The sequence below is a fragment of the Gimesia sp. genome (assembly GCF_040219335.1).
In the GTDB taxonomy this organism is placed as follows: Bacteria; Planctomycetota; Planctomycetia; order Planctomycetales; family Planctomycetaceae; genus Gimesia.
Window position 1 is genome coordinate 116,877 of record NZ_JAVJSQ010000019.1, and the last position, 14,044, is coordinate 130,920.

The window sequence follows — 14,044 nt, forward strand, 5'->3', positions numbered from 1 at the left end:
AAATTTACTCTCCCAGGGATGACTATTTCTGATCAGCGGCTTTCTCTGGATGCTCCCAATCCGCAGGCTGTGTTTCCCGTAACCATTGGATCATGCTGATGTCTTCTTTGCCGGGACGCAGGAAACCAATGTTCCCGATTTTCTCAACATACTGATTTGCTGTTGCGCCCTCGAGCGTCTGTCGAAGATATTTATCTATGAAGCCGCGTTCATTTTTATTTCGCATTTCTGCTGCGGTAGGAGTCGCGATCTCAATGAATACCAGTGCGTTGCTGAGGTAATAAACCCTGATGCATCTGCCAGAACCCATGCTGGCGTCTGGGGGGCCGAGCACCGAATGGAGCGGTTTCCCGATGGCACCCCCACCCAGCGTGTGTAGTTTTCGCATCCGTTGTTGTATTAGAGCGTCACTCAATTCTGGAGGCTTGAGTTTCTGCCAATGATCAAAGGCGCGATACAGGACCGCTTGGGTACCATCGTTGTGAACGTGAACTACCTGGGCTGCTTTATCTTTGTAATGACCGCTTCGGCCAATCAAATATAAAACAGGTTCAACGACGAGATAGCCATCGTCAACCTGATAGCATTTCCCCTCGAATCCTGCCGAATCGAAGGCGGGGCCTGCAAATTGAGGCAGGACAGTAAAGGATCTGGTTGTCAGATATTTTTTACGCTCGGCGAGGTGTTCCGGTGCTAACTTACCGCCCCAGGTATAAAAACAGTTATTGATTTCTCCATTGGGGGCTTTCAGATCACAATTCAGAAGCGTGCTGTTCTGATAATCCAGTTGCAACTCTCCCTCCGGCAGGTGGTAAATGTCTGTGGTTTCGCTAACTGAGTCCGGTTTGCCCGCAAGCTTGTGAAGCTGAGAACGCGTGATGTCGGGAGTCAGTTTGTGGTACCACTTCCATTCGATTTCCTGGGATACTACGATGGATGAGTTCAGGAAAGTACAGACCAGGGAAAATAAGCAGAGAAATTTATTTGGCTGCATCATAGCTCTCCTGGCTGAAAATTACTGCGAAATGAAACTACGCGTCGTTTCTGTTCACTGTATGCGACGCGAAATCGTAGCAGACACAGGCAACCTGTCAACAGAAAGTGTCGATTAGACCTTACCGTGCGGCAACGAATTGTAGCTGAAAAGTGTGTTTCGGGTTTTGATGCACCGGGCGATTTGATTTACACTAGGAGAGAAGAAATGTCAGCCTCTCTGGGAACCAGTCAACCGGAGCCGGATGCTGGATCAGACCGGACAGCAGAAACTGAAGCGGCGCTTATGGGGAGACGTCACTTCCTTGGGCTCTCAATCTTCCTCTGGTTGGTCCCATTAATCGTTTCCTGGGGACTGTTTATCTTTTCATGGGGAGATTTTGAGTATCTTGGGTTCTGGGGCGTCTTGCATGCTGGCCCGTTGCTCTCAATGCTCTCAGGAAATGTATCGAATTCAGAGTTGTTAATTTGCGTGATTTTATTCGATGCCGCCTTTCTGGTTGCGATCTCGATGATCTATCGGTCACAATCATTTCGACTGGGCTTACCGCTGCTATTTACTCTGATTGGCTGGTATCTCTGGGCAGCTTATGATTTCCTCAAACATCTCCATATCGCGTAGGATGAATACATATCATGAAGCATGAGCTGGCATGGCCAGACAGCTTAAGGCTGTGATCGATAGGATCGATTACTCAAACTCGATATCAGTAATCACGGTACCCGGGGGGAGGTCTTTGACCTGGTCGTGGATCTGGCCGTGGACGCTGACGTGTACGGCGACGTCGATCGGTTCGATGTTATCGAGTTCATCTTCGCCACTGAGGACGAGGGGCGTCTGGTGGCCGTAGACCTGGCCCGGTTCCAGGGTGACGCCGGCTTCGCGCAGTTCCAGCACGCGGGCAGGAAAGAACAGGTCGGTGACGAAATCGGGATCCTGGAGCAATGTTTCAAATTCGCTGCTGTCCTCGGCGATCGGGGAGATCTTGCCTTCGACCATATCGGCAAAGTAGATGGCCCCCGATTCGCCCTGCGCGAAGACATCTCCCATGGCGGTGACCAGTACGGGCTGCATCGGTTCGGGCATGGCCCAGGTCCAGTCGTCCAAGAGGTCCTTGCAGTCGACCTGATCCAGATTAATTGTCAAATCATTTAGTGTGAGTGCCACGGTAACCTCGTGCTGGGTAATGAATGTGAATGGTGACGGGATTTATTGAATTCTGTGGCAGAGAATTTAACAAGATTAAAGTCTGCTGACAAACGCAGACTCGCGATTCCCGAAAATTATGTGTCTGTTTCAGTGTCAGGTTGAGTAGTACTACCTTGCTGCAGTGCCTGTTCTGCTGCAAGCCGACATTCGTCCGCTTTGGCCTGCAGGGAATCTGCCTGCTGCTGAAATTCGCGGGCCAGGCGTTCGAAGTGGATGCGTTTAACGATTGGGTTGGCATTCGGTTGTGCCAGGTACTCGGCCAGGTTTCCTGTCTGCGGGGGATGCATACAGTTGGCCTCAGTGAGCAACGCTGCAAAAGGTTCGGCCGCTTCGCTGGAGGAAAAGCCGATCCAGTTGTCCTGGTACACCAGCGCGTGGTGATCGACGAGATAGAACTGTGTTTCCAGGAGTTGATCGAGACAGGGATAGAGTCCGTTCAGCCAGAGGGGGTTGACGCGGAAGCCGGCCTGCTCGAGTGTGGTTTTGATCCCATCCTGGCTGTAGAGACAAGGCGCTCCGAGAGTCAATTCCTGCAGACAGAGCGTGACAAGGAAGTTTGCCAACGAGGGGTGTTCGAGGACGGGTTCATCAGGCTCTGCGATAATCCAGACGGGGGGATCGTCGCCGGTGGGCTCAGTCAATGCGCTCCAGCAGCCCTGGTTTTCCAGGGCAAACAACAGACGCCCCTGTTCGTTCCGCGTCAGTTCAAAAGGGAGCAGATAATCCTGATGCCAGAAGGGAAACGTGCGCCCATCCGCTCCCGGCATATTTCCCAAAGCGCCATAGAGACGGGCCAGTGGTTGGGGAAGCGTAACCGCCTGCAGTTTCTCTTCGCTCACCCCGTACCAGGGACGAATTCCCTGCCATTCGTCTACGAATGCGATTAACGAGTCCAGCAGGTGGACGGGATCCTGAGGATGGTCAAACATAATGCGACTTAATCAATGTGCAAGAAGGACGTTCCAGTAGCGAGAGCGTACCAGATGTGAAAAGACAGTCAAGCAGGATCTATCACACTGAAATTCCAGTGTCCTGGTAATGAATGATAGAGAGGAAATTCCCGCTACGGGCAGAGAATTGCAGAGGAGAGCAAAAGTTTGCAGATGGTTGTCTGGTCAAAATACCCCTGGTTTTACGATTGCCGAGAGAAAAAATGTAACATCAGCTACAAATCCATACAGGTTCTTAACGTGAGACTCGCTCTGGTATGCAGTCTGGTAAAAAGATCGCAACTCTATTGATTTGATTTACTTCGGTCATGTTCAAGGAGTGAGAGTCAGGTTCTGTCAGGAGACTGGTGGATCGGAAAAATACCTATGCGGGAACTCAGGGGAATTCCTGCATTTGAAAACGCGGTATGGAGTTTGCTTTTCAAGATTAACAACGCGGCCAGGAATATTCATTTTTCCTCCACTTGAAAGGAAGGTGCTCAAATGAAAGGCCTTAGTTTAAAAGTGTTGACTGTGACTGCAGCGTTGGGGCTCTGTCCTCTGCTGTTGTCAGCCCAGGTCCAAACTCCTCCCGATGCACAACCGAATTCGGGCGATCAGATGCAAATTGATCCGGTCGTTCGTGCGGGAACCGCGCATCTGAATCTGGACGATGCAACCCGGGCCAGGTATCGCTACCATGACGGTCACTGGTGGTTTAAGACAGCTCAGAATGGCTGGCTGGTGGAACAGAATGGTCAATGGGAAGAATTTTCTCCCATGACTTACATTTCTCAGTCCTCATCTGCAACTGCGCAAACGACTCAGAACGACAACACGGGTAACGCCCAGACCACGGGGAGTGGTAATTACTACTATGGAACCCAGTACACATCGGCTGGTGCCCACAAGCCATTCAGTCACCACCATTTTGGTGGGGCACAGTTTGGTCACTGGGGAACCGGTTATCGTGGCTGGAGTGCTCACTGAGTTTAATCCTGTCCGGCTCTGACCTGAGAGGGCCTATAGCGCCGCGAGGCCGGGAATCAGGTCAGCTGACGGAGTTCGGGAGCTGCTGGCTGCTCGAAGTGACTCGCTCAGATGAAACGTTCATCAGGATCTTCGGACGGTCATCACAATCAGGAGTGTGTTTAAGGCAGACCAGCAGCTTGTTGCTGATCTGCCTTTTTTGCTGCGCTGATACTGACTGGAGACTCAGTCTGTATTCCTGCGGATGGACTCAATGGTCAGTTCATCCTGTCTGCCGTGCATTTCTGCGAAGTGGAGCGCGAGGATCCAGGACGTGTGGCTGGGGAGACAGATCGTTGCTCCGGGAGCCGCGGAGAGGATCTGATCTGCGAACGAAGGACCCAGTTGTTTCAGATGTTCCGGATCGTGCCAGTCCATGCGACAGAGCAGACATTGTTCCGCCTCTGGATACAGGGGAACGCCGCAGAAGCGACAGGGAACCGTGTCCGGCGTTACCAGGGGATGGGGACCGTCTTTGTGCTGAGCCCAGATTTTGGCCCACGTCAGACGGCAGCCTGTTCGGGTACGCAGGGTTTTGATGGTTTCAAAAAAGCTGGCCTGTTTGAGTTGTGCCCGCTCTTCTGGAGTGATATCTGCGAATTCGGGGATATAGAGACCGCAGGCGGGGCAGAAGGTTCCCCGATCGGGTAACTGATTTCCGAGGGCCTCGATTTCGGCGCGGGTATAAGGGGCTGGTGAAGTCATGGTTGATGCGATCCATGCAGAATATTCTATGTGAGTCCGGTTTAAAGAATGACCGGCGCGTGTTTTTTCGAACGAGGTTCCGACACCTGAGCCCTCTTTCTGGTTCGTTGTTCAGAGTTCGGACAAGATCAACGGGTGGCTGGTCTTACAACGGGCAACAGTCTGGCGGATTTCAGACCGGCATGACCGCTCATCGTTCGCCGCCCAATTCTGCTGATCTGTCTGTGAGTGGCAAAAGCGCGACATTCTGTCGCTTTTGGGGTGATTTCAGGTCTTTTTCTCAAGTTGGTATGCCGGTTGCGATTGTCGAAAAGCGTGGCCAGGAAATACCACTAATAACAATAATTGAAAGGAAGGATTTCAAATGAAAGGCCTGAGTTTAAGAGTATTGACAACAGCGACAGCGCTGGGGATCAGTCCCCTGCTTCTGTCCGCACAGTTAGAGACAGGTGCACAACTCGACGCAGGGGCCAAAGCAGCCGGCAAGGCTGTTCAGGGAGCGGGTAGCAAAGCTGCAGCTGGTGCTGATGCCGGTGCGAAAGGCGCCGTTCAGACGCCCAACCGAGATGCCGCTCCTACGCCGCCAAACACAAAGACGCCCGGTAAAGCGCTGAATCAGGCGCGTCCTAAATTAGAGACTGGATCAGATGCGAATCTGAAGGGTAAGACGAACGTCCAGACTCCCGGCGAGGCTGATCTGAGAGGAAAATCGAATCTGGATGGTAAGGCGAATGTTCAGACGCCTGGTGAAGCCAACCTGCGAGGAAAAGCAAACCTGCAGAATAAGACTGGCGCCGATCCGAATGATGGTGTCAATCTGCAGAACGATGCTGATGCCCGGATCCAGGGAAAGATGAAAGCCGATGGTCCTATGCGTCGCCGGACCAACCGTCCTAATATGGATGCTGAGGGAAGCGTGCAGGGACAGTTCAATGGAGACATTGATCCCATGGTTCGAGAAGGGACTGCTCATCTCGATATCGACGAAGCAACCCGTGCCCGGTATCGTTACCACAACGGTCACTGGTGGTATCAGACCGAAAATGGTCAGTGGTTATTCGATAATAATGGAAGCTGGGAATCTTTTGATCCCATGACCTACCGGAACCCGCGTCAGCAGATGGCACCGCCACAGACGTTTCAGAACGACAGTGACGGGAATGCTCAGGTTGATGTAGATTCAGGTGCTTACTATTACGACAACTCATCCGACAATGGTTACTACTACGACAATGGTTCGTACTATAGTGGTAACTATGGAAGCCCCTATTACAACAACCGTGGACGTCGATTCTATAATGGTCGCGGTTACTACAACGGTGGCTACTATGGTGACGGATACTATGGCCGTGGTTACAACAATCGTGGTTGGAACCAGGGTTGGAACAATGGTCGTCATGGAACCGGATACCGTGGCTGGTCTGACCGCCGCCGTGGTGCCGCAATCGGTGCTGAAATCGGTGGATCACTTGGTGGTCGAACCGGAGCTGCCATTGGTGCCGGAATCGGTGCCGAAGTTGCCGACTAGTCTTAATTCGGCAAGGATGAATCTGATCAACTTAGTTTGATCATTCCATAAAGGAGTATGTTTAAGGCGGATCAGCTAAGCCCTGAAGCTGATCTGCCTTTTTTCGTGCGCGGTGGAAAAGTCGTTGTGCAGAATCTTGTTGATGTGTGATGAAGAGAACGGTTCAAAATGTGTTGTCTGGAGCCTGTTTCTGGTATGATAGAGCAGCTGGAATGCCGCTTGCTGTCTGTGATCTATGTCGTCTGAAACGAGCGCTGACATTCAGCAGGATCTGAAATGAACAGGAGTATTTTCCATGCAAGGCCTCCGTTTTAAAATATCGATTGCGGTACTGGCGTGGGGCATCGGTCCCCTGCTCTTCTCAACACCGGCAGTGAATGCGGCGAGTGAGGTGGATCGCGATGCCGGTCCGATCGCTGCCGAGAAGCCGGTCACGGAATCTGCGACTGATGCTCCCGAGCAATCGGATGCGAAGGGAAAACAGCCAAAGCAGTCACCGATCAAAATCGATCCGGTTGTGCGCGAGGGAACAGCGCATCTGGATATCGATGAAACGACACGTTCTCGCTACAGCTACTATAACGGACACTGGTGGTTTTATCTGGGAGACGGAAACTGGATGATCTCCAGGAATGGAAAATGGGAGGATGTGGATACTTCCAGGTATCATCAATCGCAGCAGAAGATGGGATCGTCGGGAGCCGCCGTCCAGGGTGGTGGTAAACCAAAGTTACAGTCTGGCAATACAAGATACTACGACGATTCTCCCGCCTATGGCAACTACTACGGGAATGGTACCTACTACGACGGGAGTTACACCCGTCCCTTCTATAACAATAACGGCCGGGGAGATTATGGACGCGGCTATTATGTCAATGGCTTTTACGGACGAGGCTACTATGGTCGTGGCTATTACGGAAACGGTTACTACGGACGTGGTTTGAACAACGGTTCCAGCAACGGACGCTGGGGAACCGGAGCGGGTGGATATTCAGGAGGCCGGGGATTCGGTTCCTCCAGCGGTGCCGCAATTGGTTTTGGGCTGTGACTGATAGATTCGTTCTTTTTCCTGTCAGGATTTAGCGAGCGGAAATGCTCTCTTTGCAGTGGAAATGGTGAAAAGCTTGCGTTTTGGTCCAGAGTTGGTATTGTGAATAAGAGATTTCCTGTTTAACCAGGTTTGCCTATTTGCTCTGGAGATAAAAGGACGAAATTCAAATGAAAAGCCTTTGTTTGAAAGTAATGACCGTAACGGTGGCGTTGGGAGTCAGTCCTCTGCTCCTGTCCGCACAGAAAGTAACTGCAGATTCTGAGGTAAAACTCGATCCGATTGTGGCAGAGGGAACGGCCCATCTGAAGCTGGATGACGCGACCCGGGCCCGTTATCAATACATGAATGGCCACTGGATGTATCAGACTGAAGAGGGCAAGTGGCTGGTCCATAAAGACGGGGCCTGGAAAGTGGCTGATCCGACCTTCTACACAGTACCGCCGTTGCCACGGCCGGGTGGAAATCCGCTGGGGCCCTATTTTGATCAATTCATCCCCGAGTACGCCCGCTGGGGAGCCGTCCGTCCCATCGGTAAAGCGTATTATGATCAGTTCATCCCCGCCAATGGCAGCTGGGGGTATGACGGTCCGATCGGTACCGCTTACTTCGATCAGTTTATTCCTGCCAACAGCGACTGGGGATACAACGGACCGATTGGCACCGGCTATTACGATCAATACATTCCCGAATACGCATATTGATCCCAGCGACGTAAAGACTGTTTCAGGCAGATTAACCACTGTGGTGTGTTGATCTGCCTATTCTGTTGCGCGGTACGAGATTCTGTTGACAGCTTTACCTGGTAATCTATGATCGTAGAGGCTTGAGCGGCTGCCTCGCGCTGGTCTGTCCTGTTAAGATTATGTGAAATCAGGCGTACTGCCTGTTGCTATCCGTTGCGATTCTGTGTTCATCGTTCAGAGTAATATCAGCGACTTAGTCGTTGTTAATGAATCAGAGATCTCAACGGTTTTTCACGAGGTTGTCATTTGTCGGCAGAGCAAGGTGACTCCGATTTCCTTTCCGGTCATCAGGAGTATCAACAGGTCTTTGAGGAACTGGTTGTCGTTCGAGATAGACTGGTGGCAGAGGTGGTCTGCTCACAGCCTCTGCTGGATCAGATTCACGTGCAACATCGCGAAAGTGCGCGGAACCTGTTGTACTATCTGGCACTCAGACGTCGCGACCTGAGACCTTTGCAGATACGACTGGCGGCGCTGGGACTCTCTTCCCTGGGACGGGCGGAATCGCATGTCATGGCGACCATCGATGCCGTTCTGGAAATGCTGCAGAGACTGCTTGATAAGACCACAGATGTCACAGACTCCGGCGAATCATCAATCGATTTCAACACGGGGGAACGATTGCTGGCGGCGCATGCCGAATCGCTGTTAGGGCCTGCTGCCCCGGGACGCGGCGTGCGGATTATGGTGACGATGCCCAGTGAGGCCGCCGATGATTACGAGTTGATCTATCACCTGTTGCAACAGGACATGGAGTGCATGCGGATTAACTGCGCGCACGATGATGTGGAAGCCTGGTCGCGGATGATCGCACATCTCCGCCGGGCCGAGCATGCATTGGGAAAGCGGTGTCGAGTTGTGATGGACCTGGGCGGTCCTAAACTGCGGACCGGTCCGCTAGAGCCGGGTGCTGCTGTGGTCAAGGTGCGTCCCCGCCGTGATGAGTATGGCCGGGTGATCGCTCCCGCACGCATCTGGCTTTACCCGGCTGAGCAGCCAGCGGCTTCCCCTGCCCCGGCAGATGCCTGTCTGCCGGTCGAGGCGGCCTGGCTGAAGCGTCTGGAAGTGGGCGATAAAATCAGGCTGATCGATGCCCGTCACTCGCGACGAAGCTTGCGCGTGGTCGATTGTCTGGATCAGGGTTGCTGGCTCGAAGCGAACAAGACAACCTACCTGGTGCCGGGAACGACATTACGCTTACGGAGCCATAAAGGTAAAAAACTGAGAGCGACAGAAATCGTCGCGGTATCGCCCCGCGAAAACTGTCTGCTGCTGCATCCGGGAGATCAGTTGATCGTCACCCGGGATCAGACGCCGGGACGACCCGAGGTGCGGGACAGTGCCGGACAGGTACTGACGCCGGCCCGGATTGGTTGTTCTATTCCCAGTGTCTTTGATGATGTGCGGTCAGGCGAGTCGATCTGGTTTGATGATGGTAAAATTGGCGGTGTGGTGGAAAAAGTTGCATCGGATCAGGTGCAGGTGCGGATCACACAGACCCGTCTACAGGGGGCGAAGCTCAGGGCCGACAAAGGGATCAATCTGCCTGAGAGTCAACTCCGTCTCCCCGCACTGACGCAGCAGGATCTGGAAGACTTGTCGTTCGTCGCGCAGCATGCGGATGTGGTGGAACTCTCGTTTGCTAATCGGGCGAGTGATATCGAACAGTTGCAGTCAGAACTGCAGCGGCTGGACGGACGGCAGCCGGCGATCGTCTTGAAAATTGAAACCCGGCTTGGTTTTGAAAATCTGCCGGATATGCTACTCACGGCGATGCGTTCCCCCTGTTGTGGAGTTATGATTGCCCGCGGCGATCTGGCAGTCGAGTGCGGTTTCGAACGGATGGCGGAAGTACAGGAAGAGATTCTCTGGATTTGTGAAGCTGCCCACGTTCCGGTGATCTGGGCGACGCAGGTGCTGGAGACGCTGGCCAAAGAAGGCATGCCCTCTCGCGCGGAAATCACCGATGCCGCGATGGGGCACCGGGCGGAATGCGTGATGCTCAACAAGGGCCCCCACGTATTACATGCGGTCAAGACGCTGGATGATATTTTAAGACGGATGCAGGCGCATCAGACCAAAAAACGTTCGATGCTCCGCGAACTTCGATTAGCGACGCACTCTTCAGGAAAACAGGACCAGGATGGACATCAGAGCAACGACGGCAACGGATCTTGAGACGGTCAAAGCGGTTCACCGCGAGGCATTTGGACCTGAAGAAGGCCCCGTCATTGTCGCGCTGCTGGATGAACTGTTCCCCGATCCGACAGCAGCGCCGTTGCTCTCGCTCCTGGCTGAAGAGGCAGGAAATGTGTTGGGGCATGTGCTGTTTACGAATGTGGTTGTTCACGGGGCTGAGTCTGTCACCGCGCGGATTCTGGCACCCCTGGCGGTGCTTCCCTCTGCCCGGAAACAGGGTGTGGGGCGACAACTGATCGAAGCCGGACTTTCCCAGTTGCGCGATGCGGAAGTCGAACTGGTGTTTGTGCTGGGGGATCCCGCTTTTTATTCGCGGTTTGGTTTTGAACCGGCGGGCGTGCGAGGTTTGCAGGCACCGCATCCTCTGCCGGCGGAATACGCGGAAGCGTGGATGGTACAGGAACTCTGTTCTGGCGTGCTGGGACGCGTTACAGGTGAGGTGGAATCTTCGCAGGTACTCAACCGGCGAGAATACTGGATCGGTTAGCGTCTGTGTTACTCGTCCGTGCTCGATCCGTTTGTTGACAGTCACCTTGAGTCTGGTACGATTTGAGAAGACTGTTCTCCTACGAACAAGGCTCGTTGACGCTTCATTATCAAAGGACTGCCCCATCATGATCAGCACTGCCGAAATCAGTTTCTATCCCCTGCAGGAAGAATACAAACCGCTCATCAAAGAATTCATCGCAAAGCTGCAGAGCTATTCCGGTCTCCGCGTGACCCCGGGTTCCACTTCAACGTATGCTGTCGGCGACTACGACCGGCTGATGGAATGCATGACCGAGATCATGGCCTGGAGCCACGAAGAACAGGGCAAAGGCGTATTCGTGGTGAAGTTTCTGCCCGGGTATGAGGCGAAGTAGCAAGATCTGGTCGAAGGAATCACCACTCCATGGAAGCTGTACCGGATGTCGTGCGGCATCTGATTCATTATGCGTGTCACCTGCTGATTCCCTTTCTGATTGCGCGCCTGTTCTGGAAGGAGCATTGGGTGCAGGCAGGGCTGATTATGCTGGCGACGATGCTGATTGACGTCGATCATCTGCTGGCTGATCCGATTTTTGATCCGCATCGCTGCAGCCTGGGGTTTCATCCACTGCATACCTGGTGGGCGGCAGCCGTGTATGCGGCGCTACTCTGTATTCCCTCCTGGCGCTGGCGGGCGGTGGCGGTGGGCTGTCTGTGGCATCTGGCGACGGATGGGATCGACTGTTTGCTGGGCGGGCATTGTCTGTTTTGTTGAGCGGGTAGAGTTCCAGATTCGTATTATGGAAGACTGATCATGTATGAGCAGATTGCGCGTGAGAGTTCTTCGACGGAAGTGGCTCTCGAGAAGCTACATCGCGCCGGTGCGGGACCGATCGAAGCGATTAAGGCCTTGTGTTCAGGCCGGGGACTCTCGCTGGCGGATGCGAAAGAGCGACTGCAGCAGTCCCCTGCCTGGAGCACGGAGGCCCGGAATGCTGAGTTTTTGCATGAAGCTTTATGGAAGGCACTGGATGAACAGGACCTGCAGGAGACCGAGGGAGATGAGGATTGATCCCGGTTCGATTTTTTCAAGAACGTTAAGCATGGTGTTGCTTCGTCTGGCGTCGGGCGGTAAACCATAAGGATTGTTTATTCCTGCTGAAAACTGATCCTGCAAACCTGGTCTGACATCATGATATTATCCTGCCTGCGTCAATGGACTTTTCTGGCGATCCTGACTCTGGTCGCCTTTTCCGGAACGAGTGCTGCGGTGGCACAGCCTGAAACCGTGGAGGCGGATGTCTGCATTTACGGGGCGACTCCCTCGGGGATTCTGGCGGCGGTGGCGGTGCAGCGTGCGGGGCGGTCGGCGGTGATTGTGGAGCCGAGCCGCTGGGTGGGGGGCATTCTGGGATCGGGGCTTAAGCCGATGCAGGACTGTCCCAACTATGCAGCGACCGGGGGAATGACCCGTGGGTTGTTGAAAAGTCTGGGGCAGCCGAAGTGGACCGAAGATCGAACTGAGAACCGCCGGGTACTGGCGGAGATCAGCCCGAAGACGATTCGCGAAGACTTTCAGAAACTGCTCGCGCAGTACAAGATCAGGGTGATCTTCGATCATCGCATTGCCGGTTGTAAGTCACAGGCGGGAGACAAAACCGCGATTCTGGCGGCTCTGTTCGATCGGGCGCCCTTTGACGAACTGGGGACGCCGGTCGTGGAACCCGCAGCACGCGAAGCGTTGCGCGTCGCGGCGAGGATCTTTATTGATGCCAGTTACGAAGGGGATCTGCTGGCGAAAGCGGGCGTGTCCTATCGCGTCGGGCGGGAATCGTCGGAGGAGTTTGGCGAGGAATTCGCCGGTGTGCAGCCCCCGGTGGGGTTGACTCCCGTGGATCCGTTCCAGACGCCCGGCGATCCGAAGAGTGGTCTGTTACGCGGGGTGGAAAAAGATCATGGTAAGCCGCTGGGGGCGGCGGACGATTATACGCAGGCGTACAATTTTCGGTATTACACGACCAGCGATCCCGCACATCGGGCTCCGTTTGGCGTGCCCAGGGATTACCGGGCAGAAGATTTCGAGCTGGTGGGCCGGTATGTGGAGTATCTGAAACAGCAGCATCCCCGCGAGAAGGACCTGCGGCAGCGGCTGATCGGAATCTTTCCGGGCTGGAAGAACTCGGGCGAGTGGAACTATCAGCGGAGTTCACTGATTTCGATGTCGCCGGTGGGTATCAGCCGGTTTTATGCCGACGGTGATGTCGCCGCGCACGTGAAGATCTGGCAGGCACACCGGGACTATTTAAGCGGGCTGCATCATTTCATGAGCACCGATGACCGCGTGCCTGAGTTTTATCGTCAGGAAGTGGCTGAACTCGGACTGGATAGGCGCCCTCATCCCGAGACGGCCGGCTGGCCGCACCAGTTGTATGTGCGAGTGTCGCGCCGCCTGGCGGGGCGTTATACGGTGACGGCACACGATGTGTATAACAAGACAGAGATCGAGGACCCGATCTGCCTGGCGCAGTACGGGATCGACGTGTACCCGGTTCGGCGGATCTGGCTACAACAGGAGGGACAGACCCTGGTCGGCCTGGAAGGCAAGATGTTTGTCGGTGGTTCCAAGGGCCCGACGAATCAGCCCTACCCGATTGCCTATCGGGCGATCACACCTCAGCAGGACGAATGTACAAACCTGCTGGTGCCGGTCTGTTTTTCTGCGACGCATTTGGGGTACGCTTCGGCGCGGATGGAGCCGGTGTTTATGATCTGCGGTGAGTCGGCGGGGATCGCGGCCTGCCAGGCTCTGGCGGAAAACTGTGCCGTGCAGGACATCGATGCGAAAGCCTATCGACGGGCCCTGGAGCGGGCCGGGCAGAAACTGGTGTGGGATCCCGCGACGGATCAACCCGATTCAGGGATGGGAAAATCAGGGGGCCGCTATACGATGCAGGGGCTGCTCCGGGAGTGCGATGCGGATGACAACGGGACGGTCTCCCAGGCGGAATGGAATGAGAAGAAAGCTCCCTATGAATGGCTGTTCGTGTTCATTGATGCGAACAGCGACGGACAGATCGTCGCCAGCGAATACGAGGCGTTTCAGAAGTATAAAGCACAGCATCCGGACTGGCAGAAACGGATTAAAACCGCAGGCCTGAAGTGAGTTCACGGGAGGCCTGCGGAGCACGT

Annotated in this window: 15 protein-coding genes; 11 read left to right on the forward strand and 4 right to left on the reverse strand. The window is 54.3% G+C overall.

Annotated elements, in window-relative coordinates; translation table 11 throughout:
• Positions 1–22: 22 nt before the first annotated feature.
• Positions 23–994, reverse strand: a complete 972-nt coding sequence (locus RID21_RS15575; RefSeq protein WP_350190361.1) for a hypothetical protein — start codon at positions 992–994, stop codon at positions 23–25.
• Positions 995–1,120: 126 nt separating this feature from the next.
• Here RID21_RS15575 and RID21_RS15580 point away from each other — a divergent pair, with 126 nt between their 5' ends.
• On the forward strand, positions 1,121–1,615 hold the full coding sequence (locus RID21_RS15580; protein ID WP_350190363.1) for a hypothetical protein: 495 nt from the start codon (positions 1,121–1,123) through the stop codon (positions 1,613–1,615).
• Positions 1,616–1,684: 69 nt separating this feature from the next.
• Here the strand turns inward: RID21_RS15580 and RID21_RS15585 are convergent, their stop codons facing one another.
• Positions 1,685–2,161 carry a T6SS immunity protein Tdi1 domain-containing protein gene (locus tag RID21_RS15585; RefSeq protein ID WP_350190365.1) on the reverse strand — a complete coding sequence of 159 codons (477 nt, stop codon included), beginning with the start codon at positions 2,159–2,161 and terminating at the stop codon, positions 1,685–1,687.
• Positions 2,162–2,277: 116 nt separating this feature from the next.
• Complete coding sequence (locus RID21_RS15590; protein WP_350190367.1) at positions 2,278–3,132, reverse strand: hypothetical protein; 855 nt, start codon at positions 3,130–3,132, stop codon at positions 2,278–2,280.
• Positions 3,133–3,636: 504 nt separating this feature from the next.
• Here RID21_RS15590 and RID21_RS15595 point away from each other — a divergent pair.
• Complete coding sequence (locus tag RID21_RS15595; RefSeq protein WP_350190369.1) at positions 3,637–4,122, forward strand: hypothetical protein; 486 nt, start codon at positions 3,637–3,639, stop codon at positions 4,120–4,122.
• A gap of 225 nt (positions 4,123–4,347) precedes the next feature.
• Here the strand turns inward: RID21_RS15595 and RID21_RS15600 are convergent, their stop codons facing one another.
• Positions 4,348–4,866 (reverse strand): hypothetical protein, encoded by a 519-nt coding sequence (locus RID21_RS15600; protein ID WP_350190371.1) that lies wholly within the window; start codon positions 4,864–4,866, stop codon positions 4,348–4,350.
• A 364-nt stretch (positions 4,867–5,230) separates the two neighbouring features.
• Here RID21_RS15600 and RID21_RS15605 point away from each other — a divergent pair, with 364 nt between their 5' ends.
• The 9 genes from RID21_RS15605 to RID21_RS15645 all read left to right on the forward strand — a co-directional run bounded on the left by RID21_RS15605 (position 5,231) and on the right by RID21_RS15645 (position 14,018).
• Positions 5,231–6,394, forward strand: a complete 1,164-nt coding sequence (locus RID21_RS15605; RefSeq protein ID WP_350190373.1) for a hypothetical protein — start codon at positions 5,231–5,233, stop codon at positions 6,392–6,394.
• 295 nt (positions 6,395–6,689) lie between these two features.
• Positions 6,690–7,442, forward strand: coding sequence for a hypothetical protein (locus RID21_RS15610; RefSeq protein ID WP_350190375.1), 753 nt, complete (start codon positions 6,690–6,692; stop codon positions 7,440–7,442).
• Positions 7,443–7,612: 170 nt separating this feature from the next.
• Positions 7,613–8,146 (forward strand): hypothetical protein, encoded by a 534-nt coding sequence (locus RID21_RS15615; protein ID WP_145040830.1) that lies wholly within the window; start codon positions 7,613–7,615, stop codon positions 8,144–8,146.
• Positions 8,147–8,434: 288 nt separating this feature from the next.
• Positions 8,435–10,366: a pyruvate kinase gene (locus tag RID21_RS15620; RefSeq protein WP_350190377.1), complete on the forward strand. Its 1,932-nt coding sequence runs from the start codon at positions 8,435–8,437 to the stop codon at positions 10,364–10,366.
• Positions 10,332–10,874 carry a GNAT family N-acetyltransferase gene (locus RID21_RS15625; RefSeq protein WP_350190379.1) on the forward strand — a complete coding sequence of 181 codons (543 nt, stop codon included), beginning with the start codon at positions 10,332–10,334 and terminating at the stop codon, positions 10,872–10,874. The genes RID21_RS15620 and RID21_RS15625 overlap by 35 nt, the downstream gene beginning before the upstream one ends.
• A 127-nt stretch (positions 10,875–11,001) precedes the next feature.
• Complete coding sequence (locus RID21_RS15630; protein WP_145040837.1) at positions 11,002–11,250, forward strand: histidine kinase; 249 nt, start codon at positions 11,002–11,004, stop codon at positions 11,248–11,250.
• Between the two features lie 29 nt (positions 11,251–11,279).
• Entirely contained in the window at positions 11,280–11,630 is a 351-nt protein-coding gene (locus RID21_RS15635) for a DUF6122 family protein (protein ID WP_350190381.1), read from the forward strand.
• Positions 11,631–11,669: 39 nt separating this feature from the next.
• Positions 11,670–11,927 (forward strand): hypothetical protein, encoded by a 258-nt coding sequence (locus tag RID21_RS15640; RefSeq protein WP_350190383.1) that lies wholly within the window; start codon positions 11,670–11,672, stop codon positions 11,925–11,927.
• Between the two features lie 120 nt (positions 11,928–12,047).
• Positions 12,048–14,018 (forward strand): FAD-dependent oxidoreductase, encoded by a 1,971-nt coding sequence (locus RID21_RS15645; protein ID WP_350190385.1) that lies wholly within the window; start codon positions 12,048–12,050, stop codon positions 14,016–14,018.
• The last annotated feature ends 26 nt before the right edge of the window (positions 14,019–14,044 follow it).

What these genes read in the sequence shown, in the direction of transcription:
- RID21_RS15590 (WP_350190367.1), bottom strand. Translation starts at nt 3,132, where the DNA reads ATGTTTGACCATCCTCAGGATCCCGTCCACCTGCTGGACTCGTTAATC.
- RID21_RS15575 (WP_350190361.1), bottom strand. Translation starts at nt 994, where the DNA reads ATGCAGCCAAATAAATTTCTCTGCTTATTTTCCCTGGTCTGTACTTTC.
- RID21_RS15610 (WP_350190375.1), top strand. Translation starts at nt 6,690, where the DNA reads ATGCAAGGCCTCCGTTTTAAAATATCGATTGCGGTACTGGCGTGGGGC.
- RID21_RS15635 (WP_350190381.1), top strand. Translation starts at nt 11,280, where the DNA reads ATGGAAGCTGTACCGGATGTCGTGCGGCATCTGATTCATTATGCGTGT.
- RID21_RS15595 (WP_350190369.1), top strand. Translation starts at nt 3,637, where the DNA reads ATGAAAGGCCTTAGTTTAAAAGTGTTGACTGTGACTGCAGCGTTGGGG.
- RID21_RS15640 (WP_350190383.1), top strand. Translation starts at nt 11,670, where the DNA reads ATGTATGAGCAGATTGCGCGTGAGAGTTCTTCGACGGAAGTGGCTCTC.
- RID21_RS15600 (WP_350190371.1), bottom strand. Translation starts at nt 4,866, where the DNA reads ATGACTTCACCAGCCCCTTATACCCGCGCCGAAATCGAGGCCCTCGGA.
- RID21_RS15645 (WP_350190385.1), top strand. Translation starts at nt 12,048, where the DNA reads ATGATATTATCCTGCCTGCGTCAATGGACTTTTCTGGCGATCCTGACT.
- RID21_RS15615 (WP_145040830.1), top strand. Translation starts at nt 7,613, where the DNA reads ATGAAAAGCCTTTGTTTGAAAGTAATGACCGTAACGGTGGCGTTGGGA.
- RID21_RS15605 (WP_350190373.1), top strand. Translation starts at nt 5,231, where the DNA reads ATGAAAGGCCTGAGTTTAAGAGTATTGACAACAGCGACAGCGCTGGGG.
- RID21_RS15625 (WP_350190379.1), top strand. Translation starts at nt 10,332, where the DNA reads ATGGACATCAGAGCAACGACGGCAACGGATCTTGAGACGGTCAAAGCG.
- RID21_RS15630 (WP_145040837.1), top strand. Translation starts at nt 11,002, where the DNA reads ATGATCAGCACTGCCGAAATCAGTTTCTATCCCCTGCAGGAAGAATAC.